The sequence below is a fragment of the Lacticaseibacillus jixiensis genome (genome assembly GCF_042847315.1).
Lineage (GTDB): Bacteria > Bacillota > Bacilli > Lactobacillales > Lactobacillaceae > Lacticaseibacillus > Lacticaseibacillus jixiensis.
The window spans coordinates 1-24,470 of the sequence record NZ_BAAFPR010000017.1 but is presented as its reverse complement, the minus strand read 5'-3'; the positions used below and the strand labels follow the sequence as shown (position 1 = coordinate 24,470).

At 50.9% G+C, this 24,470-nt stretch carries 21 protein-coding genes and 1 other annotated feature; of the genes, 15 read left to right on the top strand and 6 right to left on the bottom strand.

Annotated features, from left to right (window positions below; all coding sequences use genetic code 11):
- Positions 1-5: 5 nt before the first annotated feature.
- The gene (locus ACGG90_RS10595) at positions 6-893 is read left to right on the top strand and encodes a sensor histidine kinase (RefSeq protein WP_390409242.1); all 888 of its coding nucleotides are present in this window, start codon (positions 6-8) and stop codon (positions 891-893) included.
- 117 nt (positions 894-1,010) lie between these two features.
- On the opposite strand, the gene rpsD is transcribed toward ACGG90_RS10595, so the two are convergent.
- Positions 1,011-1,622: a 30S ribosomal protein S4 gene (rpsD, locus tag ACGG90_RS10590; protein ID WP_390409241.1), complete on the bottom strand. Its 612-nt coding sequence runs from the start codon at positions 1,620-1,622 to the stop codon at positions 1,011-1,013.
- 176 nt (positions 1,623-1,798) lie between these two features.
- Positions 1,799-2,287: a GAF domain-containing protein gene (locus ACGG90_RS10585; protein WP_390409239.1), complete on the bottom strand. Its 489-nt coding sequence runs from the start codon at positions 2,285-2,287 to the stop codon at positions 1,799-1,801.
- Positions 2,288-2,495: 208 nt separating this feature from the next.
- Here ACGG90_RS10585 and ezrA point away from each other — a divergent pair, with 208 nt between their 5' ends.
- The 6 genes from ezrA (at position 2,496) to ACGG90_RS10555 (ending at position 10,448) form a co-directional block, all read left to right on the top strand.
- On the top strand, positions 2,496-4,199 hold the full coding sequence (gene ezrA / locus ACGG90_RS10580) for a septation ring formation regulator EzrA (RefSeq protein ID WP_390409237.1): 1,704 nt from the start codon (positions 2,496-2,498) through the stop codon (positions 4,197-4,199).
- A 123-nt stretch (positions 4,200-4,322) separates the two neighbouring features.
- Positions 4,323-5,480, top strand: coding sequence for a cysteine desulfurase family protein (locus tag ACGG90_RS10575; protein ID WP_390409235.1), 1,158 nt, complete (start codon positions 4,323-4,325; stop codon positions 5,478-5,480).
- A 10-nt stretch (positions 5,481-5,490) separates the two neighbouring features.
- On the top strand, positions 5,491-6,708 hold the full coding sequence (gene thiI / locus ACGG90_RS10570) for a tRNA uracil 4-sulfurtransferase ThiI (RefSeq protein ID WP_390409233.1): 1,218 nt from the start codon (positions 5,491-5,493) through the stop codon (positions 6,706-6,708).
- Between the two features lie 229 nt (positions 6,709-6,937).
- A complete protein-coding gene (locus ACGG90_RS10565; RefSeq protein ID WP_390409231.1) occupies positions 6,938-7,564 on the top strand; it encodes a hypothetical protein in 627 nt (208 codons plus the stop codon).
- A gap of 63 nt (positions 7,565-7,627) precedes the next feature.
- Positions 7,628-8,716, top strand: coding sequence for a DUF916 domain-containing protein (locus tag ACGG90_RS10560; RefSeq protein ID WP_390409229.1), 1,089 nt, complete (start codon positions 7,628-7,630; stop codon positions 8,714-8,716).
- A 16-nt stretch (positions 8,717-8,732) separates the two neighbouring features.
- A complete protein-coding gene (locus ACGG90_RS10555; protein WP_390409228.1) occupies positions 8,733-10,448 on the top strand; it encodes a hypothetical protein in 1,716 nt (571 codons plus the stop codon).
- 214 nt (positions 10,449-10,662) lie between these two features.
- Here the strand turns inward: ACGG90_RS10555 and ACGG90_RS10550 are convergent, their stop codons facing one another.
- Positions 10,663-11,349, bottom strand: a complete 687-nt coding sequence (locus ACGG90_RS10550; protein ID WP_390409227.1) for a hypothetical protein — start codon at positions 11,347-11,349, stop codon at positions 10,663-10,665.
- A 663-nt stretch (positions 11,350-12,012) separates the two neighbouring features.
- Here ACGG90_RS10550 and ACGG90_RS10545 point away from each other — a divergent pair.
- The 4 genes from ACGG90_RS10545 to ACGG90_RS10530 all read left to right on the top strand — a co-directional run bounded on the left by ACGG90_RS10545 (position 12,013) and on the right by ACGG90_RS10530 (position 17,888).
- Complete coding sequence (locus tag ACGG90_RS10545) at positions 12,013-12,651, top strand: redox-sensing transcriptional repressor Rex (protein ID WP_390409225.1); 639 nt, start codon at positions 12,013-12,015, stop codon at positions 12,649-12,651.
- 34 nt (positions 12,652-12,685) lie between these two features.
- Positions 12,686-12,886, top strand: a binding site (T-box leader).
- A 54-nt stretch (positions 12,887-12,940) separates the two neighbouring features.
- Positions 12,941-15,583 (top strand): valine--tRNA ligase, encoded by a 2,643-nt coding sequence (locus tag ACGG90_RS10540; RefSeq protein ID WP_390409223.1) that lies wholly within the window; start codon positions 12,941-12,943, stop codon positions 15,581-15,583.
- A 253-nt stretch (positions 15,584-15,836) separates the two neighbouring features.
- Entirely contained in the window at positions 15,837-17,576 is a 1,740-nt protein-coding gene (gene spxB, locus ACGG90_RS10535; protein ID WP_390409221.1) for a pyruvate oxidase, read from the top strand.
- Between the two features lie 69 nt (positions 17,577-17,645).
- Positions 17,646-17,888: a YdeI/OmpD-associated family protein gene (locus ACGG90_RS10530; RefSeq protein ID WP_390409219.1), complete on the top strand. Its 243-nt coding sequence runs from the start codon at positions 17,646-17,648 to the stop codon at positions 17,886-17,888.
- A 159-nt stretch (positions 17,889-18,047) separates the two neighbouring features.
- Here the strand turns inward: ACGG90_RS10530 and ACGG90_RS10525 are convergent, their stop codons facing one another.
- Together ACGG90_RS10525 and rlmD are read right to left on the bottom strand one after the other, a co-directional pair.
- A complete protein-coding gene (locus tag ACGG90_RS10525) occupies positions 18,048-18,536 on the bottom strand; it encodes a nucleoside 2-deoxyribosyltransferase (protein WP_390409218.1) in 489 nt (162 codons plus the stop codon).
- Positions 18,537-18,549: 13 nt separating this feature from the next.
- Entirely contained in the window at positions 18,550-19,911 is a 1,362-nt protein-coding gene (rlmD, locus tag ACGG90_RS10520; protein WP_390409217.1) for a 23S rRNA (uracil(1939)-C(5))-methyltransferase RlmD, read from the bottom strand.
- A gap of 113 nt (positions 19,912-20,024) precedes the next feature.
- Here rlmD and ACGG90_RS10515 point away from each other — a divergent pair, with 113 nt between their 5' ends.
- Positions 20,025-20,399, top strand: coding sequence for a hypothetical protein (locus tag ACGG90_RS10515; protein ID WP_390409215.1), 375 nt, complete (start codon positions 20,025-20,027; stop codon positions 20,397-20,399).
- Positions 20,400-20,453: 54 nt separating this feature from the next.
- On the opposite strand, the gene ACGG90_RS10510 is transcribed toward ACGG90_RS10515, so the two are convergent.
- A complete protein-coding gene (locus ACGG90_RS10510) occupies positions 20,454-21,971 on the bottom strand; it encodes a helix-turn-helix domain-containing protein (protein WP_390409214.1) in 1,518 nt (505 codons plus the stop codon).
- Positions 21,972-22,228: 257 nt separating this feature from the next.
- Between ACGG90_RS10510 and recX the strand changes: the two genes are divergently transcribed.
- From recX to ACGG90_RS10495, 3 genes are all read left to right on the top strand, one after another.
- Positions 22,229-23,020, top strand: a complete 792-nt coding sequence (gene recX, locus ACGG90_RS10505) for a recombination regulator RecX (RefSeq protein ID WP_390409327.1) — start codon at positions 22,229-22,231, stop codon at positions 23,018-23,020.
- 98 nt (positions 23,021-23,118) lie between these two features.
- A complete protein-coding gene (gene ntdP / locus ACGG90_RS10500) occupies positions 23,119-23,655 on the top strand; it encodes a nucleoside tri-diphosphate phosphatase (protein WP_390409212.1) in 537 nt (178 codons plus the stop codon).
- Between the two features lie 63 nt (positions 23,656-23,718).
- Positions 23,719-24,234 carry a hypothetical protein gene (locus tag ACGG90_RS10495; RefSeq protein WP_390409211.1) on the top strand — a complete coding sequence of 172 codons (516 nt, stop codon included), beginning with the start codon at positions 23,719-23,721 and terminating at the stop codon, positions 24,232-24,234.
- Positions 24,235-24,470 lie beyond the last annotated feature (236 nt).

Below are 24,470 nucleotides of genomic sequence, written 5' to 3'. Positions count from 1 at the left end.
GCATTGTGACAATATTCTTCTTGGCTTTGTGGTTGTTGACCCTGGCTGCCGTCAGCGTATTGGTGGCCGAGATCGTGCGGGTCACGCGAGAGCTTGAGCAGATCAACACTGTGAATACGAATGCAATGGTGACGTCGGCAACAGCATGGGCACCGATCCGGCGGCTGGTGCGGGCAATCAATAGCAATCTTAAGCTGACGCGTGAGCTGCAACGTCAGCAGCAGCACCAAGATGCTGAGGTCAAACAGATGCTGACCAACTTGACGCATGACATCAAGACGCCGCTCACTGTGGCCTCAGGTTATGTGCAAGTGATGCAGCAATCAGCTGCTTCAGATGATCCCCGCTTGGCGCGCATCAGCCTCAACTTGAATGCTGTTAACTACTACTTGCGCACTTTGATGAATTATGATGTGATGCTTGAAAAACACGCGCAACTCACTTTGACGCAGCTTGATCTCTCTCAAGTCGTACAAGACGAGCTGTTTTCAGCGTTTGATGAATTGAATCAGCGTGGGATCCAAGTGACGCCAAACATTGCGTCAAACATCTCATTGATTACCGATGAAACGGCAATTCGGCGAATTCTCCAAAATCTCATTGGCAATTGGTTAAAATACGCTCAGACCCAAGCAGAGATCGTGCTCGCTCAACCCGATGCCCAACACATCGTCCTTAAATTATCTAATCGGACAAGTCAGGAATTAGCAGATGCGGCGCAGTTAGAAAGCCGATTTTATACAGGCGATGCTTCCCGCAGTGATGGCAGCGCCGGGTTAGGCTTGAATATCGTGTCGGCGCTGATGACCCAATTAGGCGGCAGAATGAACATTCAAACGGCGGCTCGAGAGTTTGCGATCACATTAACGTTTTTTACGGACGCGCAGGAGTGATGAGCACCCACCGTTACCGCAATTTGGTAACTGCGTGATTTATTGCATCAAAAAAAGCATTTGACCAAAAGGCCAAATGCTTTTTCCATATTGCGTTGAAGATTTTGTAATCGAGTATTACAGCACTTGGTTGTAGTATTCAACGACAAGGGCTTCGTCGACTTCTGGTTCGAGTTCGTCACGTTGTGGCAAACGAACGTAGGTGCCTTCCTTCTTGTTATCGTCGAAAGTCACGTAAGCAGGACGGGAAACCGTTGCTTCGAGGGCTTCGTTAACGATAGCCAAGTTTTGGGAGCGTTCGCGCAGGCTGATGGTTTGGCCAGGTTGAACTTCATAGGAAGGAATGTCAACGCGCTTGCCGTCAACCAAGATGTGACCATGGTTAACGAGCTGGCGAGCTTGAGGACGGGTGGTAGCCAGACCTAAGCGGAATACCAGGTTGTCCAAGCGGCTTTCGAGCATGATCATGAAGTTTTCACCATGGGTGCCTTCAGTGATCTTGCCGGCGCGGACGAACAAGTTACGGAATTGGCGTTCGTTCATGCCATACATCCAACGAAGCTTCTGCTTTTCGCGAAGTTGTTGGCCGTATTCGGAAACCTTACGACGGTTGTTGGCGCCGTGGTCACCAGGGGCATAAGGGCGACGAGCTAATTCTTTACCAGTGCCGGAAAGGCTCAAGCCGAGACGGCGAGATTGCTTCCAGCGAGGACCAGTATAACGAGACATATTGAAATTCCTCCAAAAATTTAGTTTGGAGTAAGATAATGAATGTGAACTCAACACACGGACAGTTGCGCTAGGCACTTCGCCTTAGCAGCCGCGGTTACTACGCTCTCTGACCATGTCAGTTGCGCAACTGGAGCCGACCATGCCGTTCACTGCTGCATTAAATTACTCGCAGGCTAGTATACCGTAGCCAAGGCTTGCGCGTCAAGATGTTTCGCAATTGCTTCGGCGCAGGCTTGCAAAGTCGCTTGGTCTTGTGCCGAGAAGCGATCCAAACTCGGCGAGTCGATATCCAAGATCCCCACGCACTGGCCGTCAATCATCAACGGCAGCACGACTTCGGAATTTGATGCGGCATCACACGCAATATGGCCGGCGAATTCGTGAACGTTAGGCACGATCAAAGAAGTCTGCTGTGCATAGGCGGTACCCACGACACCGCTGCCTGGTTTGATATGCATACAAGCGACTTGGCCTTGGAAAGGACCGAGGTCCAGCGTCTGGGTGGTTTGGCTATATAAATAGAAGCCACACCAATTCAAGTCGCTCATCGTGGCGTTGATCACCGCCGACGCATTGCTTAACACCGTGATCGGATTGGTTTCGCCTTCAAGCAAAGCGTCAATTTGGGCCACGATCAGTGGATCTAAGGTGGATTGAGTCATGTGATTACCTCTTTTTTTTACAAATCTGCGTCAGATGGGCAATTTTGTCGATATTCGCTTTTAAGTTCTGGTTGTTTTTGAGATACTATGGGATAAGGACAGAAACCGCATGCACCGGCTTACCGAAGTATAGTAAATCGACGGGCAAAATGCAATGCGGGAATCTCGCGGCGAGGAAATTCGGCGCGTGGCAGCGGAAGGTGTAAGAATGACTTGGATAATCGTAGCGATCGTGATCATCGTGCTTGTGGCTGGTGGCGTATGGGGGATACAGCGCTATAACATCACCAAGATCGGCCAGCTTGATCAAGAAGTAGAGAAGCTCGATAATGGCGAGCTTAAGGGGTTGCTGAAGAGCATCGCCAACCTTGGCTTGGCTGGTGATTCGCTTAAGCAATTCACCAAGTGGCAGCGCGAATACCAGCGCATGGTTGAAGCGGACTTGGCGAACTTGCAGACGGCTTTGTTAGACGTGGAGTTGGCAAACAAACAATTGCAATTCGTTCAGGTCAAGCATGCGCAAGCCAAGATCCAACAAGCCATCGTCGAAGCCGACGCCAAGCTGGCCAAAATACATAAAGCGCTTCTGGCCTTGCAAGCCAGCGAAGCCGACACGCGCACCAAGCTCAAAACCTTGCGCAGCGATTATCAAGAAGCCCGCAAGACCATTCTGGCTAAGAGCTATGCCTATGACAAGGCGATGCCTAAGCTGGAAGAGGAGCTTGAAACCATCGCTGAAGGCTTGCATCAAGCCGCGACGGTTTCAGATTCTGGCGACCATGCCGCAGCCATCACCGCTTTGGAGCAGTTAGCCATCACCATTGGCACCTTGCAAGATCAAGTGGCGCGTTTGCCGAAATTGGTTAATACCGTGATCAATGAATTCCCGGCGCAGCTGCAAGAGCTTAACGACGGCTATCATGAACTTTCTGCGCAACGCTTCATTTTCACCCAAGATGTGCCGGCGGGGATCGCAGCGGTGCAAGCCCAAGTCCAAACCGCCCAGGCCCAAATCGAAGCGCTTGAAGTTGATGACTTGGCCGATAACGTGGCCCAAACCGCCGAAGCCATTGACGGTTTGTATGCGACAATGGAGAAGGAACTCAACGCCAAAACCGTTGTCCTTAAACAAAACGGTGACTTGCGCCAATTCATCGCCCATGCCCAAAAGCAAAATCACACCTTGATCTTGGAGTTGGATCACCTCAATCAAAGCTACACCTTAACGCATGGCGAAGAAGCACAAGTCGAGCAATTGCGCGGCCAGCTTGATACGATCGCCGAAGCCTACACCAAGACGCAACACGACTTGCAAGACAACACGGCGATCTTCTCGCAAGTGCAAGCCCAATATGTCCAAATGCGCAGCGACTTGCATGATATTGAAGAACAACACGCTCAGATCAATGCCAGCGTATCGACGCTGCAAGAACGTGAGAAACAAGCGGTGGCTTCCGCAGACGAATTTGAGAACGCCTTGCGTGATATCAAATATGAAGTTTCCCGCCATCAATTGCCTGGCTTGCCGCGGCCGTATCTGGATTTCTTCAATGTTGTGGCTAAGGAATTGACGCAACTGAACAAAGACCTCAACCAAATCAAGATCGATATGGACGCCATTGCCAAGCAATTGATCAAACTCGGCGAAGACATCGATCAGCTCAAAGATCAAAGCCGCACCGTTGTTGATTCAGCAGGGATGTGCGAGCAGCTGCTGCAATACGCCAATCGCTACAAGACGTCGCATCCGGAAGTTGACAAGGCCGCGACGCAAGCCAAAGACTTGTATCAACACTACAATTATTCCCAAGCCGCCGATGTGATCGCCGCGGCATTGGAGCAAGTCGAACCAGGCGCCTATCAGAAAGTGGAAAGCGACTATCTGCAATCGAAGTCCGCGTCATTGTTCTAATTTACTTGAAGGCTCTTAAATCGTGATCAGCCGATTTGAGAGCCTTTTGCATTGTGGTATTTGGTGAGGACTTTTGGTATAATGATGCGCAGTGAGCTTACTAATCGGAAGGAAATGTTAGGCATGATCTATTTTGATAATTCTGCAACCACCAAGCCGTTGCCGGCGGTGCTGGACACGTATCGCAAGGTGGCCGAAGACTTCTATGGCAACCCCAGTTCCTTGCATCAGCTCGGCGATCACGCCTTTGCGATGCTGGAAGGTGCGCGCAAGCAAATCGCAGACTTGATCCAAGCCCACCCTGAAGAGATCTTCTTCACTTCAGGCGGCACAGAAGGCGACAATTGGGTCGTTAAAGGCACCGCCATTGAGAAGCGGCCTTTTGGCAAGCACTTGATCACCACTGCAGTGGAACATCCGGCGATCATCAACTCAATGAAACAACTGGAAGCACTAGGTTATGAAGTGACTTATTTGCCGGTGGATCATCGCGGTTTCATTGATCCCGCCGATTTGAAAGCGGCCTTGCGCTCAGACACGATCTTGGTGTCGATTATGGCAGTGAACAACGAAATCGGCGCCATGCAGCCTATCGATGCGGTGGCTGATATCTTGGTGGACTATCCCAACGTCCATTACCACGTGGATGCGGTGCAAGCCATTGGCAAAGGGTTAATGAAGTCATTGCGCAATCCGCGCATCGACTTCATTACCTTCTCTGGCCACAAGTTCCACGCCCCGCGCGGCACCGGCTTCATTTATGCCAAAAGCGGCAAGCATATCGCACCGCTGCTGACTGGCGGCGGCCAAGAACACAACTTGCGCTCTGGCACTGAAAACACGCCGGCCATTGCCGCCATGGCCAAGGCCTTGCGGATCTTATTGACGGATGAACCTAAGAAAGTCCAACGCCAAGCCGCGATCCGCTCGCGCATCGCCGAACATGTGCAAAAGCGGGCCAACGTGCATATGTATTCACAATTGACGCCAGACTTTGCCCCGCATATCTTATGCTTTGCCATTCGCGGCGTGCGTGGGGAAACCATCGTCCATGCGTTTGAACAACATGAGATCTACATTTCGACCACTAGTGCTTGCTCGTCGAAGAAAGGGACTGAATCCAGTACCTTACAGGCGATGCATGCCGACCCGCATTTGGCCACTTCTGCCATTCGCGTCAGTTTAGATGAATACAACACGCTTGCAGAAGCAGATGCATTCAACGCGGCTTTCGACGATATTTATCAGAAGTTTGCCAAGTTGATGCCAGCAGAGAATTAAGGAGAAATTAATGCAATACGACATGATCATGGTGCGCTATGGCGAATTGTCTACCAAGGGCAAAAACCGCAGCGCCTTCATCGGCCGCTTGAACGGCAACATTACCAAAGCTTTACACGAATACCCAAACTTAACGATCCGCCCCAAGCGTGACCGTTTGCACATTGAATTAAATGGCGAAGACTCAACTGGGGTGATGCAGCGCTTATCCCAAGTCTTCGGCATCCAAAGCTTCTCGCCATCTGTGGCTGTCGCCAAAGATATGGCGCAAGTCCACGCCAAAGTGCTGGAACTGATGGCCGAAACTGCGCCACAAGGGGCCAGTTACAAAGTCGCCACCAAGCGCAGCGACCATACTTTTGAACTGGATACCAATGGCATGAACCTCAATATCGGCGACTTCTTAACCGATGCGCGGCCAGATCTGAAGGTACAAATGAAGCACCCGGATATCACTTTGCGCGTCGAAGTGCGCCGCGAAGCTATCTATTTATCAACGACGACGGTTCAAGGCGCCGGCGGCTTGCCAGTCGGCACCGCAGGTAAAGCGGTGTTGATGCTGTCTGGCGGGATCGATTCGCCAGTGGCCGGCTACTTGGCCTTGAAGCGCGGCGTGGATATCGAAATGGTTCATTTCTTCAGCCCGCCTTACACTTCTGATAATGCTTTGGCCAAAGCCAAGCAGCTCACCGCCCAACTGACACCTTATGTCGGCAGTATCCGCTTCATTCAAGTGCCGTTCACCGAGATCCAAGAAACCGTCAAAGCCGGCGTGCCAGAAGGGTATTTAATGACCATCCAGCGGCGCTTCATGCTGCGTTTAGCCGAACAAATCGCCCACAAGCAAAACGCTTTGGCGATCTTTAATGGCGAATCCGTTGGTCAAGTGGCCAGCCAGACCTTGGAGTCGATGGTGGCGATCAATGACGTGACCACCATGCCGATCATTCGGCCAGTGGCGACAATGGATAAGAATGAGATCATCAAGATTGCAGAAGACATCAACACCTATGATTTGTCCATCATGCCATTTGAAGACTGCTGCACGATTTTCGCACCGCCGCGTCCGAAGACCAAGCCCAACTTGGAGAAAACCCGGTATTATGAATCAAAGCTTGATGTTGACGGCTTGCTCGAACGTGCGATGAGCGGCGTGACCATTACCGATATCCGCAGTTCCGATGAGTTCATGAACCCAGAACAAACAGTAATTTCAGAATTACTATAAAAAAGTTAGTATACAGTTTTGTGCATATTAATTGTGCTCAATGTATATAATTCTGGCATCTTGCATAAACACAACCGAGCCATTCAAAATCCCCATATTATGGGGATTTTTTGAGTTTTATGAGAGAATTTTTTTCTGCAAATGACTTGCATAATGTATATTACACCGGTATATTCAGGGTAACGAAGATTTAGCCGATAGATACTTATAAAAGAATGGAGATTACCTTTTGAAGAAATTACGCGCCTTATTATTATCTGTTGCGATGCTCGGCTTGGCCGCAGCGACCACGACTGCCTTGAATGTGCACGCGGATGGTACGAATCCTGTTACTCCCGCTACTACCGGCAAAGTAGGACCCGATGTTTCAAATAATGCGACCTTGCACGTCGAAGGCGGGGATTTAACTTTCACGAAGCCTGATGATGTGAAATTCACAGATACCACTGTGAAAGCTGTCTACACTGATGGATATAGCGACGATAAAACGACTGGCACGACCACTGTTTCTGATTTCTTAGGGGATGCCGGAACTTGGACTTTGTCTGTCAGTGCGGGTGGTTGGGCCAATGGCACTGAAACAACCGTCATGGAAAATGCTGCGAAGTTGACTGTTAAGTCGACAGACGAAAAGAGCCAAACCGCAACGTTTGGTGCAGGCAAGAATGATGCCCAACCAATCGTTTCTGGTGGTGAAGGGACTAAGGACTATGACTTGAGCTATGACCTGTCTATTCCTGCTGACAAAGCGGTATCGTTGAAAGCCGGCACTTATACGAACACGCTCACTTGGAGCATCAATAACGTCCCAGGCACTGATGCGGGTACTACTACGACCGGTGCCACAACTAAGTAGGAGTTAACTTTTCACATGCAAACAACACATCGTCGATTCACTTGGCGAGCGGGGCAGCTCCTGATGGCGCTGCTCTTTTTGCTCATTTGTAGTCCAATTCATCTGACCCATGCGGCCACAACTGCATCGCTTGGTGTCCAACCGTTACCGGCTGCGCATCAGCGCGATAAGTCGGTGACATATTTTGACTTACTGCTGGGTGCTGGGCAAACGGACACGCTGCAAGTCAAGCTCACCAACAGTACTGATCAGGCCATGAAAGTTGCCGTAAAGCCTGCGACGGCCACCAGTTCTGATGCCGGGATCGTGGATTACACTGGCAAGTCCAACCCGACTGATTCCAGCATGACCACCAGGCTGTCTAGTTTGATCACAGGGGCTGACACGATCACCGTGCCAGCTCACGGCAGCGCGACTTATGCGGCCAAGCTGACCATGCCGACGGCGCCTTTTCAAGGGGTGTTAGCTGGCAGTTTGGTGTTCAAGCCCAGTGGTCAAGCGCAGAACCGCACCAGTGGTAGAATGGGCATTGTCAACGAGTACGCGTACACAGTGGCGGTTTTGGCGCGTAATTCCGCCAAGCTCTTGACCCCGAAGCTGACTGCCGGAAGTATCAAAGCAGGGCGTATCGAACACGCCAACCGCGTGTCGGTAACGCTGCATAACCAAACGGCGGCTTTTGCCAATCATGTGCGGGCCGTAACGACGATCAAGAAGCCAAAAGGCAAAACGGTCACCTTAACAGCTAAAGATGCGCAACTTGCACCAAATTCATTGCTGCATCAAACCACATTGCTCGGCGATCACGTGGCGGCAGGCGACTATCGTGTGCACACTGTGTTATATTGGGGCAAGGCAGCAGATGGCCGCTATGTTTCTGGTGGTGAACACTATCAATACACCACTGCGACCACCAAGACGGTGACGATCACCGCGGCCAAAGCGCGGGCGTTAAGCGCTCAAGCCAAACAGGATAAAGGCGGGATGCCGATGATCTACAAGCTCTTGATCGGCATTGGCATCGCAATCATTATCTTATTGATAATCGTGGCGATTCTGTTGATCAGACATCGCCGTCTTCGCCAAGCCCAAGTTGCGGCCTTACAAGCCCAAGTGTCGGAATTGCAAAGCAAGTCAACGAAACAAGATTAACCAAAAGGAGGCTCTCATGACGGCACTGCGCCAACGAATACTGATTATCATCACCTCGTTGCTGCTCGTGTTGAGTGGGGGCTTTTGGTTTGCGCAAAACACACCAACCGTTGCCGCCGGTGCAGATGATTTGACGCTGGTAGGGGATATTGGTTTACCCAAAGACGTGGTGCAGGTGATGCTGGATAACTCACTAGATGCGTCGGGGCATACCCCCACAGTCAGTGCGGATGCTGTGACAGTCAAAGACATTAGCACTTGGCAAACGGTATCCTTGGCCAATCGCGTGGCCAAAGGTGGGGACTATCAAAGCAGCACTAACAGCACCGTTGCTGGGTGGATTGGATCACTAGTAACCAACGACAGTAATTATGTCGAAACTAAAGATATGATTTTGTATCAAGATGTTGCCCTCAACAATGGTGGAAATTATTCCGCTAATGCAATATTGACCACAGAAATTCCCATGGGCTATGGTCGTCCGGCCAGTTATACAGCAACCCAAGTACCAATCTACAATAAGCTGATGGCGGTGTTGATGAGTGCCACTAGCGCTAAAACCATTGATATTACTGGTTTGGTTTCCCGGGTCAGCGATGCTTCGGCTCGAGTCAAGATGTTGGCAATGTTTCGGACGTGCGATATGGCGCACTTGACCGAGTTGGACTTGGGTTCAAACAACTTTGGTGCTGGGATTGGCGGCTCTGGTTGGTCGTATAACGTTTTTCAACTCACGACATTGTCATCCAACTCCGTAGAAACGTGGGATCTCTCGTTTGAAGGCCTAACTGGACTGGATTCAGTCTTGCTGCAGCATATTGGCAGTCAGACAAAGAACGTGAACTTAGCGTCTAACTCACTGAACAAGATGGATTGGAATAACAGCGGATTTCTGAAAAGTGCTAGTAATGACGGTGTTTTAAATCTTGACGCAAATACAGAAATCGATTCCCAAGATAGTACGACGCTGACTGTGTTGATGAAATTACTCGGCAACGGTGGATCAACGGTCTTACCTGAAGAGGTCGCAAATTCTGTCATTACGGCTGCGTTTGTGACAGATAATTACGAGCTCACTGTTGCGGCATTGAACCAAGTACTTCCGCAACTTTCGCCAGAGACGTTGGCAACCTTAGTTCAAGTGGCAGCGAAAAACGAATATTCTAAAGCGGCGAATATTTTTAAAGATCCAGCACTTGATGTCGCTGCTTTACCTGCTTCCACTTTGCAAGACTTGGACAGCAAGACATTTGACAGCTTGTTAAACGTTGTCGATAAGACTAACGTGGACAAGCTCGCCGATAAGCACGAAGGCGGCGGCACTGTGGCTGATCCAGCAAGTCTTTCCGTCAATGGCAACTGGACATTCGATTATACACTGGGCGCCGACAGTACCAACATCAAATCCGATGATATCGTCTCCCTCAGTGGCCTGATTCCAGCAGGACAGCGCTTGCAGGTTAGCATGAGTACTTGGGTCAGCGGCAGCTACGAGCTGCGACCGACGTTGTCATTTATGCAAGGCGCCAAGCAGCTCGCCATCATTGCAGGCGATCCGGCGATAACGGTTATCAGCAATTCAAGCACCACGGCTTTGACCTTATCCAGTAGTCTTGAAAGTGCACGTTTACGTATACCAACAGATGAGCTGAGCCAATTAGCGCCAAAGCAGGCGTATAGCAGCAAGGTAACGTGGACGATCGAGAATGTACCCGATGCAAACGCGAAGTAGTGCTATGATAAGAGTGCGCTGGGAACGCAATACCGCTTTGGGTAATCTAAATAAGCGTTGGCACTGTTATTGCAGTGACAACGCTTATTTATTTTTGGAGGAAATGCCACCTTGGCAGAACTGCAAGGTGCGACATTCAGAAAATTAGCGGCCTGGATGTATGATATCTGATATTAAATGTATGCTGCATCGCCACGCACCAAACAAGCAGATGCTATCGCGAATAGGTATAGCTGTCATGCTCCCATTGGTCAGGTGGGGTGAACGCATCGCCCATCGCAGTCACCACCTGCACCTGATTGTTCGGCAGTGGATTGAAGTCTACAGAGAAACGAGAGCCGCCAGAACTGGCGAAGAAGCTCAAGTTGATGCTGTTGCCTTGTTGCTTGGGCTGGGCATATTTATCAACAGCGCGATTGCCATCGCCATCTTCTGCGCCAATGACGTAAAGTACCAGCCAACCACGCTCACCAGGCTTGCCGGTGGCATTTTGCGCTTCTTTGGCCGTGGCATAAGCGATCGCTTCACCATCCATTAATTCCTTAGCGTGAGCGTTAAAGATCGCCACCGCGGCAGCTGTGGTCAATGGCTTGAGTGCTGCGGCACGTGAGCTTGCCGCAGCACTGGAACTAGCAGCGGCTTGGGAACTGGCAGCCGCCTTGGAACTAGCAGCGGCCTTAGAACTTGCCGCAGCTTTAGAACTGGCGGCTGCTTTAGCCTGTTGCTTGGCCTGACGTTTTGATTCCGCCTGGGCTTGCGCTTTTTTTGATGCTGCCTTGGCGCTTGTGGTTGACGCGCTGGTACTGTCTTTGGCGTTATCGGTGCCACACGCAGCTAAAGCCAGCACCATACCGGCGGCTGCCAGCAGCGTGCCCAGTTGTTTAATTGTTGATTGTCCCATCCAGATTTTCCTCCACCATTGATATAATCAGGAGGAACGATTCTGCGATCCTCACTGATAAAAATTATTATGGCAAAACCGTTACAAATCATACTAAACAGTGTGCGAATAAGCAAGCATTATGTTTGATTTTTCTTGATTTCGATGCTGGTAGAGGAAAGAAAACGCCACGCATTTACGTCGTGATTGTCAGATCTCGTGCCGCAGCTACTGGAGAATGCCTGTTTGACAGTGCAACAGCCGATTCTGACTTGCGCTAATAAGAGCAGCTCGGTACCAGTATTTGCGCTTGGGGTTGCTTCGACAATTTGGTGTGATTTGATACACAAATAAATTCAACAAGTACCAAACTGGATCATGACGAGGCCTGTCAAGCACTGATTGACCGCTAAGCAAACATGATCTGATTTGGCGATTGACGGATTCGGCACATGACCAAGCAAGGCACGGAATATGGTCGATTTAAGGGCTGGCAACAGCGCCCAATCATAGACGGCTGTGCTGTTATTGCGCAACGTTTCAATTGTGAACACGATAAGGTCCCTTACCAATTTTTACGCATCGCGTCAGCGTTGAGGTGTAAGCGATTTTATGTTTGAATATTCACAAAACCAGTGCTAAACTGGTTATGTGAATCAGTGAACGCACTTGGAGGTGGCGAACATGCTCGACGCAAGAACGAAGGTTTCTAAAGCGACGATCAGACGCATCCCGCTTTATTACCGGGCAGCGCAGCAGATGCAAGAACAAGGGATCAGACGAGTCCGCTCTGATAAACTCGGTGAAATGATCCATATTCCGTCGGCAACGATCAGAAGAGATTTCTCAAGCTTCGGAGAACTCGGCAAAAGCGGTTACGGCTACAGCGTGGCCACGCTGGTTGAGGAATTCGGACAATTGCTGCAAGTGGAATCGCCTGAAGATATCATTCTAGTCGGCGTTGGCGGTTTAGGCGCGGCATTGGTACAGAATAATTTCCGGCGCAACCCGGATCTCAACATTGTCATGGCCTTTGATCAAGATCCTGCCAAGGTCGATACGATGGTCGCAGGCGTGCCGGTGTATCCTTTTGCCGATTTAACCAAGCATTTGCCTCACGGGGTGCGCACTGCTATTGTGGCTGTCCCAAGTGCGTCACAAAAGGCGGTAGTACCGGTGTTGGAAGACGCAGGGATCAATGCGATCATGACTTTTGCGCCGATGCCGGTGGCTTGCAAGCCAACCACAACGATCCGCTACATCGACTTGACCTCAGAGCTGCAAAGCCTCTTATATGTGGCCCATCAAAAAGAGCGCCGCTGACGTTGACGAATCGCGAAGCGTCGGCTATAATGCGGGTAACGCGTTGAACAAGAGGCGTATAAGGACGATCTTCAGCGAGCCGGCGGCAGGTGTGAGCCGGTGATCAACTTATGCGTGTAGCTTGCGAGCTGTCACCTTGAAATCAGTAGAGGCGGCCGGATCCAGTCCGTTATCTGCATTTAAGTGGAGGCAATGCCTCAATTTAGGTGGTACCGCGAGTCAACTCGTCCTAATTATTTAGGGCGAGTTTTTTTTGTTTGACCGAGCAAATCGATTAAGGAGATCAACTATGACAGAAGAATTAGCCCCTAAATTCGACCCGAAAGAAGTCGAAGCCGGCCGCTATGATAAGTGGCTGGAACAAGGCGTATTCAAGCCTTCTGGCGACAAATCCGCCAAACCGTATAGTATCGTTATCCCGCCGCCGAATGTCACTGGCAAGCTGCATTTAGGCCACGCCTGGGACACGACGCTGCAAGATATGATCATTCGTCAAAAGCGGATGCAAGGCTTTGATACCTTGTGGCTGCCAGGGATGGATCACGCTGGGATCGCCACTCAAGCTAAAGTCGAAGCCAAGCTGCGCAAAGAAGGCATCACGCGCTATGACTTAGGCCGCGAGAAGTTTGTGGAGAAAGTCTGGGAATGGAAAGACGAATTTGCGTCTACCATCAAGACCCAATGGGGCAAGATGGGCTTGTCTTTGGACTATTCTCGGGAACGCTTTACCTTAGATGACGGCTTATCCAAAGCGGTGCGCAAAGTCTTCGTTGATTTATACAACAAGGGCTTGATCTATCGTGGCGAATATATTGTCAACTGGGATCCGCAAGCGCGCACGGCGTTATCTGATATCGAAGTCATTCACGAAGATGACAAAGGTGCGTTCTATCACTTAATCTATAAATACGCTGACGGGACCCCAGGCGGCATTGAAATTGCCACCACGCGGCCAGAAACCATGTTTGGTGATACTGCGGTTGCGGTTAACGCCCATGACCCGCGTTATCAAGACGTCATTGGCAAAACCGTCATCGTGCCAGGCGTTGGGCGCGAGATCCCGATCATCGCTGATGAACACGCTGATCCTAAATTTGGGACTGGGGCCGTTAAGATCACGCCAGCGCATGACCCTAACGACTTCCAAGTCGGCAACCGCCACAATTTGGCGCGCATCAACTGCATGAACGACGACGGTACCATGAATGAGAATGCCGGCAAGTATCAAGGCCAAGATCGCTTTGAATGCCGCGACAACTTAGTCAAGGATCTGCAAGCCAGCGGGGACTTGATCAAAATCGACCCGATCGTCCACTCAGTTGGCCACTCTGAACGTACCGGCGTCCAAGTTGAAGCCCGTTTGTCCACGCAATGGTTCGTGAAGATGAAGCCATTAGCTGAAGCTTCGATCAAAAACCAAGCAACTGACAACAAGGTCAACTTCGTGCCAGAGCGCTTCGAGCACACGTTCTTAAACTGGATGAATAATATCCATGACTGGGTCATTTCCCGTCAGCTGTGGTGGGGCCATCGCATCCCTGCTTGGTATAACAAGACTACCGGCGAAATGTATGTTGGCATGGAAGCGCCTGAAGACGCACAGAACTGGGAACAAGATCCTGATGTCTTAGACACTTGGTTCTCCAGTGCTTTGTGGCCATTCTCCACCATGGGCTGGCCTGACACTGATGCTGCCGATTACAAGCGCTATTATCCAACTGACACGCTGGTTACCGGTTATGACATCATTCCATTCTGGGTTGCGCGGATGATTTTCCAAGGCCTGGAATTCACTGGCCAGCGGCCGTTTAAGAATACCTTGATCCACGGCTTGATCCGTGACGAACAAGGCCGCAAAATGTCCAAGTCCCTTGGCAATGGGATCGATCCCATGGATGTCATTGAAAAGTATGGTGCCGATGCGCTGCGGTGGTTCTTGGTCAATGGCTCAACGCCTGGTCAAGATACGCGCTTTTCTTGGAAGGCGATTGGGGCTTCTTGGAACTTCATCAATAAGATCTGGAACATGTCACGGTTTGTGTTGATGAATTTAGCCGACACCAAAGCCGATGCCAAGCCGGATCCAAAGACTTTTGATTTGTCTGATCAGTGGATCTTTGCTCGGTTGAACCAAACCATTGCCAGTGTGACAGCGAAGTTTGATAAGTTCGAATTCGGGGAAGCTGAACGTGATTTGTACAACTTCATCTGGAACGAATTGGCTGACTGGTACATCGAAATGTCCAAGGAAGTGCTGTATGGTGACGACGAAGCAGCCAAGGCAGCCAAGCGCGTCAACTTGCGCTTCGTTTTAGACAACGTGTTGCGCTTGTTGCATCCGATCATGCCTTTTGTCACTGAGAAGATCTGGTTGACGATGCCGCATATTGGCGAGTCGATCGTCACGGCCAGTTATCCAACCGTTGACACCGCCTACGATAACGATGCTGCAATCACTCAGATGCAGGCGATCATTGAATTGATCCGGGCCGTGCGCGGGATCCGCACTGATGTGAATGCACCGTTATCCAGCCCAATCGACATTCAAGTGAAGCTGCAAGATGCTGATTTGAAGCCGGTGTTCACCGATAACTTCGAATTCATCGATCGCTTCGTGCATGCCAAGCATTATGAAGTGGCCACTGAACTTGACGCACCTGCTTTAGCCGCTTCAGCGGTGATCAATGGGGCGACGATTTATGTGCCGCTGGCTGAGTTGATCGACTTGGATGAAGAAATTGCCAAGCTGAATAAAGACGGCAAGAAGCTCGATCAAGAAATCACGCGCTTTGAGAAGAAATTAGGCAACCAAGGCTTCTTAGCCAAGGCCCCACAAGCCGTTGTTGACGAACAAAAAGCCAAGCTCCAAGACGCCCAAGCTAAGCTGCTTGCCGTTAACGAGCGGATCAAAGAATTACAAGCTGCTAAATAAGCGTTAAGCGCACTCAAACGGTGCTGCACATCTGGTGCAGCGCCGTTTTTGTGACTTCACGCTGCAGAAATGTCTGGCGGCGGTGGGCCCTGCTGGTTGGGCAGCTTTTTGGTTTGGCTAACGGTTTAGGGCATTGCGTGGTAAACTCAATGTAAGCGGTAAAATTTTTATCGCTGAGCGCTTGTTTTTTGTAAGTAAAAGGCTATAATAATGTTGTTGATACTTATATTAAGTAAGTTATGGAGGCGACAGCATGACAAAGATCAATGCAGCAGACGCAATGTTGAAGGTCATCGAAAGTTGGGGCGTGAAGAATATTTATGGGTTGCCTGGGGGCAGCTTTGATTCGACGATGAACGCGCTGTATAATCGGCGCGATACGTTGAATTATATTCAAGTCCGCCATGAAGAAGTCGGGGCGCTGGCGGCAGTGGGTGAAGCCAAAACAACCGGCCGCATCGGGGTGACGTTCGGTTCTGCTGGACCTGGCGCAGTGCATTTGCTTAACGGCTTGTATGACGCCCAATACGATCATGTGCCGGTATTGGCTTTGGTGGGGCAAGTGCCGACTGCGGCAATGAACACCGCGTATTTCCAAGAAATGAACGAGAATCCGATGTTCGCCGATGTTTCAGTATATAACCGCACGGCCATGACTGCCGAGCAATTACCGGCAGTGGTTGACGAAGCGATCCGTCAAGCATATGCGCACAAAGGCGTGGCGGTGATCACGATTCCTAAAGACCTCGGCTGGCAGGAAATCGAAGATAATTATGTTTCCAGCGCGGATCTTTATCAGAAGCCATTGCTGCCAGAACCTGACTTGGCATTGGTGGACAAGGCCATTGCCATTATGCAAGCGGCTAAGCATCCGATTTTGTACGTTGGCCAAGGGGCACGCGGGGCGCGAGATGAAGTCATTGCGCTGTCTGAACAATTGCATGCGCCGATCGTGGTCACGGCTTTGGCCAAAGGCATCGTGCCGGATTCTTATAAAGGCAACATGGGCTCAGCCGGGCGGGTGGCATCAAAGCCTGGCGTTGAAACAGCGCGAGCAGCAGATGCGGTATTGTTCTTAGGCTCGGATTTCCCATTCCAGCCGTATTTCATCGCGCCAGGGGCTAAATATATCCAAGTCGACATCGACTCCAGCAAGTTCGGCCGGCGCCATCATGTGGACGTGGCGATTTTAGCCGATGCCAAAAAGACGATCAACGCGATGCTGCAGCGCGGCAATCAGCTGCCAGAAACGCCTTGGTATCGCGCTGCGTTAGCCAACAAAGCCAATTGGGTGGATTGGATCAACAGTTTTGCCGAAGACAACTCGACGCCAATGCGGGTTGAGCCGGTGTTTAAGGCGATCAATGATGCTGCCTTGCCAAACGCCATTTTCCAAGTGGATGTGGGGAATGTGACGATCAACGGCATGCGCTACTTGTTGGCCGATCAAGAGCAGAAGTTCACCACGTCTGGCTGGTATGCGACAATGGGTTACGCCTTGCCAGCAGCGATCGGGGCCAAGTCCGCTTATCCAAGCCGGCAGGTATGGTCGATTTCTGGTGACGGCGGTTATGCCATGGTGATGCAAGACATTCTGACTCAGGTGAAATACCACATGCCGATCATCAATGTCATCTTGACCAATGAAAGCTTGGGCTTCATCGAAGCGGAACAAGACGACACCAAGCAGCCGCATTCAGGGGTGGACTTGATCGATGCCAATTATGGCGACGCCGCCACGGCTTTAGGCGCGCAAGGCTTTGAAGTGCATAACCTGGCAGAATTGAAGCATGCTTTTGCCGCGGCATTGAAGGCTGACGGACCGGTAGTGATCGATGTGAAGATCTCCGACTTGCGGCCGCTGCCGGTGGAACAATTGGTACTGGATAAGCAAACCCAAGACCCGGCTGCAGTTGATGCATTCGTGACAAAGTATTCTGCACAAAGTTTGATCCCGCTGCGTCAATTGCTAGAAGACGCCGGTGAACAATAAAATAGACACAAGCGTCTGGTGTTTACGCCAGGCGCTTTTGTTATACTGGGCCAAAAGGAGGTGGAGGGGATGGCTATGCGTCCGCTGGCAGAATATGCCAAAGACATTCCGGCAGTTAGCGAATTGTTGGTTGATCAACCGGCCATGCAGGCATTCTTTAACGATTTGACCCCAGGCTATCAGCGGGAATGGGCACGCTTTATCTTTGGCGTCGCCTCAGAAGCCACCAAGCGCAAACACATTGCGACCATGGTGACGGTGTTTGAAGCCGGCTATAAGTCCAAGCGCGCATATGATTCGCGCCAGAAATAATGTGCAAAAAAGGGGATGAGACATAATTCCCATAGTCGCGAGACATCAAGCAACGCCAAGTCACACAAACGCCCAGATACCGCGATTCAAAGTGCAGAATCGTGGTATCTGGGCGCTTGTGCGTTTGGCTAAAAGCGCTTTATGTCTCAGCCTTTTGCGTCATTGTTTCGCTTGAGCGACGCGGTTTTGTACCGCTTGGATCAAGGCTTCTTCGGTGGTGTAAATGGCGCCGTTAAGCTTGATCAAGCCGGTAGTATATAAATTGAGGTAATGAAATTGATTCTCCGCCACAGTTTGCAGCGCGGTGAGCTTTTGCGGGTTGGTTGCGCCTTGTTGGCGGCTGTCGGTGTAAAGCCCAAACACTGGGATGTGTTTGGCATAAGCGACACCGATTTCGCTCGCAACGCCGGCGTCGATCACTGGACCGTCAAGGATGGCGATCATCAGATCCGAGCGCAAGACTTCAGCGGTATCGGCTTGGGCGATCATGGTGGAATCCGCGTAGGCGTGTTTGTCGTTGATCGCAGCATTTTCTTGAGGCAAGTAGATGTCTAAGGTTGGAATCGCTGCGCGCAGGCGGTGGACTAAGCGGGCGTTGAAGTCGTAATCAGCACGAGAAAACAACGCATTGGCAAAATATAAATGCATCAGCTGCCTCCAATTATTTACGGGTGAATTTCACGACGGCTTCACAGCGCGCCGTTTGCGGGAACATGTCAATGGATTGGATATAATCAACGCGCCAATCGCGGCTGAGGGCGACCAAGTCCCGTGCCAAAGTCGACGGATTACATGAGATATACACGAAGCGCTTGGGACGCGCGTCATGCAGCGCTTGGATGAAGGCGGGATCTAAGCCGGCGCGCGGCGGATCGACAATGACGGCATCGGGTTTGAAGCCTTCCGCCAACCACTTAGGGAAAACGGTTTCGGCACTGCCGACTTCATACCGGGCGTTGTTGATATGGTTCAACGCGGCGTTGGCGTTGGCGTCTGCGACGGCTGCGGGAATGGTTTCCATGCCGCGCACGCTTTGCGCCAAATGCGCCAAGCTTAAGCCGATCGTTCCGACCCCAGCATAAGCATCGACCAAGGTTTCATGCGGCTGCAAAGCCAAGGCGTCGATGGCCAATTGGTACAAACGCGTGGTTTGTTCTGGATTAAGTTGTAAGAAGGCTTCAGGTGAAAGGCGAAATTGGCGGCCCAACAAGGTTTCTGTGACATAAGGCGAGCCGGCTAACAGTTTGGTTTCAGGTCCCCAAATCATGCTGGTGGTGCCAGGGTTGATGTTTTGAGAAACCGATACAACACAAGGCAAGTCGCTGGCAATGGCGCGCAGCACAGCCGCTTCATGCACGAACTTCGGCGTGTGGGTGACGAAGGTGACTTGCACCTCACCAGTCGAAGTTTCGCGCACGACCAGCGTTTTGACGATCCCAGAATTGGCGGCTTCGTCATAAATCGGCACTTGCGCCTGTTCTAAGATCGTACACAGTTGATTGATCACTTGCATGGTCAACGGCCGCTGCGTGGCAAAATCGGTTAACGGCACCAAGCGATGCGAGTTTGGCGCATATAAACCAGCTTTGACGTGACCATCCAGCATGCGCACTTGAAAGCTGGCCTTGTTGCGGTAGTGCAAGGGATGCTTGGCGCCGATTGTGGCGCGGACATTGTAATGTTGCCAGCCGGCGGGCTTGTATTTGGCCAAGGCTTGGCTGATCACGTCGCGCTTGAAAACCAACTGCGCACCATAATCCATATGGCCTAACTCCACCCCGCCAACGATCCCCCAATTGGGATCAACTGGGTCGATGCGATGCGAGGATGGCTGCTTGACGCGGTGGCAGATCGCTTCTAAATAACGTTCATGAATTGCGGTGACTTCTGCCACCACGACTTCGCCAGGCAAGGCGCCGACAACGAAGGTGATCTTGCGCTTATAATAACCGATTCCGTTGCCGTTGATATCTTGGCGTTTGATCGTCAGCGGGAACCGCTGACCGATAGTGATTTCTTCCATGAGGCCTCCTGAGGCATTGTCAAATTGTCAGTACTAACTATAACACGTCGCACGGTGAGTGGGGCAAACATGGTATAATGATTTGGTCTAATACAGATTAGGAGAAAATATCAATGAAGATCTATTACCAAAACGCCACGTCGCGCAGGATGAAGGCTAATGTATGGGTCAACGGCAAGCAATATGATATGCTGCCAGGCTCGCATCTTGATTTGAAAGTGACGCGTGACGACAAAGTCACTTATAAAGTCGGCCGCTTATGTGCAACCAAGCCGATCAAGTTTCAATCGCCTGAAGCCGCATTCTCGATCGAAACCGATAAGAAGCTGCAAGGGATCTATATGATGGCCTTAGTGGCGCTGATCTTGGTGTTGTGGTATGTCAAGCAAAGCAACAGCTTGTGGGTCACGATCCTATTAATCGCTGCGGTGTGCGGTTATGAAGTGGTTAGTTACTACCGCGGCTACATTGCCAAACCGATTCATTAACAACAAGGCCTGCTTTAACCACCTGATCGTCGGTGGTTAAAGCAGGCCTTGTTGTTATGATGCTGGATGGTCAACTTTGGTTGCCGCAGCCATTTTGGCTTGATGACGGTGCAGCAGTTGGGCATACAAGCGGTAATAATCTTCTTCTGCCGCCATGGCTTGCCACTGGATGACAGGCGGGTGGCTTGGCCCATAATATTCATTGATCAACTCAGGACTCGTGAGCGTCGTTAAGATGACGTCGACGGCTGCTTGCTCATGGGCTGTGGTCAAGCGGACAAAAGAGATCCCGTCCAAGAAATGCAAGACATCGCGCAAGGCGAAGGTGCCTGGTTCAATCAACACTGCCACTGCCAGCTGATGATCCGCGTCTAACACCGGAAAGTCGCTGCGCAAGACGCTATAGATCACGCGCTTCATGATCGTGCGATAAGGCATGAATACTGCTACTGGCCCTTGCAGCTGGTCGAAATATTGATCGATGAGCGCAGGCAGCCTGCCAAAGGTGCTGGCATGCTTATCGTCATCATAGAAATCGATGCGCCGTGAGAAATCACCGCCGAACAACCAGTAAGAATAGCTCATGCGGTACAAGTTGGCGCGCAGCAATTCATGCGCAGTCGGATCGCTTTCTGCAGCATCTGCTGGCGCGGCTTGCAACAAGGTGTTTAATAACCCGTCAGCAAAAGCGGTGATCTCGTCATTACGCTGTTGAAAATGGGTGATTAGCCAGTGATCGGTGGCCGTCAGTTCCGTGCTTAAGGACAAATAATGCATCCGCAAGAAATAGAAGTAGCCGCTTTCGTTCACCGCATCCCGCGGCGTCGGCGCTTGCACCACCGGCGGCAAAGTCGGCATGCCAGGCGCTTGGGTCAAGCGGGTGAAGGCTTGTTCTTGAGGCAGGTAGTGACCTTGGTGCATGCGTAACTGCTGCACACAAATCGCCAAGAGATCTTGTTTGGATTGATGTTGAATGGTGAACCATTGATCTGGATATTTCTTGGCGATGCGGCCGTATTCAGACAAGGTGGCTTGATAGTTGGTGTCATCCAGCGGCCAACCGGCGCCGCGGTAGCCGAGAATGAAGAAATTCAAGATCACCATGCGGATCCGCAATTCGCTGCCTTCCAAGGCCCAAGAACTGGTGTTTAAGCTGACCCCTTTGGTTTGCAGGTAATTCTTGAACGCATCCACGCGCCGGCGTAGAGTAGAGATACTGATGTCATGTTCGCTGCAGAAAGTGTGAACATCCGGATCGCAAGCTTTGAATAAGTAGTCAAAGAAGGCAAATGACATGCTTTGCGTTAACAAGTGGTAGCGGTATTGATCGACGGTCACGTTTTGCGACAACTTGCGGTAAGCGTCTTCATCGGCGATTTCGACTTGGGTATGTTGCAAGACTTGCAGATCTGCCATAATATCTTGAAACGCATTGTAAGCCTGTGAGTAGCTCAATTGTGCTTCTTGGCTGAGCCGGTTGACGGTGAACGTGCTGGCTTCTAATGCTTTTAAAACGCGATACACGCGGTAATTCATGGTGGTTCGCTTGTCAAAGAAGTAAGCTTCAAACATCCCCGGATCTCCCTTGTGCTTATTGCAATTAGTATACCACACCAAAGCTTTGGACTTAAACGAATAGCCGGAGATAAAATCCGCCTGAGCAAAGCGTCACAGTCGTGAATTCGCGACTCAGCGCTGTTTTGTGAAATAGACACAAGCTGGAATATTCGCCGGCGCCACTACCAACACGCCGTAAACCAACGAAAGGAAAAATATGCGCCTTCACGCCTTTTAGGCGGCAGCTTTTGCGGCGCATAGCACAACATCAGATGCCGATCATTACGAAAATCACGGCGCAACAGCGCGCCGGAAGATTCAATTTGTTTCTTGATGGAAAATATGCCTTTCCCATCAGCGAAAGCACCCTCGTTAAGTTCCGCTTGACCAAAGACATGGCGCTGGATGCCCAACAAGTCGCCGCGCTCAAAGCCGCCGAGGTGCAAGCCGCAGCCAACACCATGGCCTTGAATTACCTGGCGCGCGCCCAACACACTGAATATGAAGTGGCGCAGAAGCTGCGCGGTGAACAGTTTCCCGAAGCGGTGGTGCAAGCGGCTGTTGCGCAGATGCAGCGCCTGCATTATCTCAATGATGCCCAATACGCACAGAGTTTCGTCGCCGATGACTTGGCCTTGTCTGACAAAGGCCCAGCAGTCGTGGCAGCCAAACTGCGCCAAAAAGGCGTCAACCAAGCCTTGATCGATGCGGCGTTGGCTGAAGTTGATGCCCAAGCATGGCTTGACGCGGCGATGCGTGCCGGTAAGAAAGCGGCGAATCAGAATCAACGCAAGCCATACTTCACCTTGATCCAGAAAATCAAACAAAGTGTCATGCAAAAAGGCTTTGATCCTGCAGTGGCCGATACCGTCGTCGAAAGCCTTGCACTTGTTCCCGACGTCGAACAAGAAAATGACCGCCTGCGCCAAGAAGCCGCCAAACAATGGCGCCAAAAGCGGCAATATTCAGGCTATGAACGGCGCAATCGCGTCAAGCAAGCCCTATATCGCAAAGGCTACCAGCTGGATGCCATCGATGCGGTGTTGGCTGAGTTTGAGGAGTGATCAATTGCGGGTGATCGCCGCCAGTTAATCGCGAGTTGGCCTGACTGATGACTTTTGGTATAATGGGCGAGTACAGATCAATAGGAAGCTGGTTTTATATGCGGATACCCAAAGAAGGCGATTCTGTCGCCATCCAGAGCTACAAACACGATGGTAGCCTGCACCGCACGTGGCGAGACACGATGGTCCTCAAAACCAGCGAAGATGCATTGATCGGTTGTAACGATCACACTTTAGTGACCGAAAGCGATGGCCGGCGGTGGTTGACTCGCGAGCCGGCGATTATCTATTTTCACAAGCATTATTGGTTTAACGTCATTGCGATGATCAGAGAAGGCGGTGTGTCGTACTATTGCAACTTGGCCACGCCCTTCACCATGGATCTTGAAGCGGTGAAATACATCGATTACGACCTTGATGTCAAGGTGTTCCCTGATGGGGAAAAGCGCCTGTTAGATGTCGACGAGTATGAGGCGCATCGCCGCAAATGGCAGTACCCGGCCACCACTGACCGGATCCTTAAAGATAACGTGAAGGTCTTAGTTGACTGGATCAACCATGGCAAGGGCCCGTTTTCTCAAGCATACATCGACTTGTGGTACAACCGGTACTTGCAACTCTCCCACCGGGTGTAGACCCGATACCCGAAAAGCCAGGCCTAGCCTGGCTTTTCAATTGCATGATGAAAGGACAAACAGATGACTGAATTGATCGATCAACCGGCGCAAAGTTTCGTCGGGCATGTGTATATGCCAGAAGACAGCGACCAAATGGGGACGTTTAACAACTGCTGGCAAGCTTTTGAAGATGCTGGTTATTTCAAGGCCTTAGACGCCCAAACCGATGCGCCTAACCGCACGTATTTGCTGATTTTCTCACCTTATGGGGCATTTCAATACTGGATCGGCAGCGTCTTGCCGCAAGACGCCAAAGCCCCAGCCGGCTTAGAGAAGCTGCCTTTGCCTAGTGGAACAGTTGGCACTGTCAGCGAAGCGGCTAAGGATGTGTTAAGCATGCTGCCAGTGGAAACCACTTATATGAAAGGCCTGGAACGCCTTGAGAAAGCAGGCTTTCCGCTGCCGATGCACATCGGCCAAACGGACCATCCTTATTATTTGGAGCAATATTGCTTAAGCGATGGGCAGGTCCAAAGCGTCAAACACACTTTATACATCAACTTGGATCAGCTGGAAGGCTATGACGAAGTCGACTAAATTTCAGCTTGTGCGATTCGTGAACTGCAGGCCAAGGCGATCCAACATAAAACCGACCAAAACCACGCGCTGGGTTTTGGTCGGTTTTTTGATTGCAGGTGTTTACTTTGTAAGCACCCAATAACAGACCGTCTTGAAAATCAATAGAGGCCCGTTCCCAGATTCAGGGAAGCGGACCTCTTTGCTTTAAGCGACGGTCGATTGGGCGGTACCGGTAAATGTTTGGTTCCAAGGCA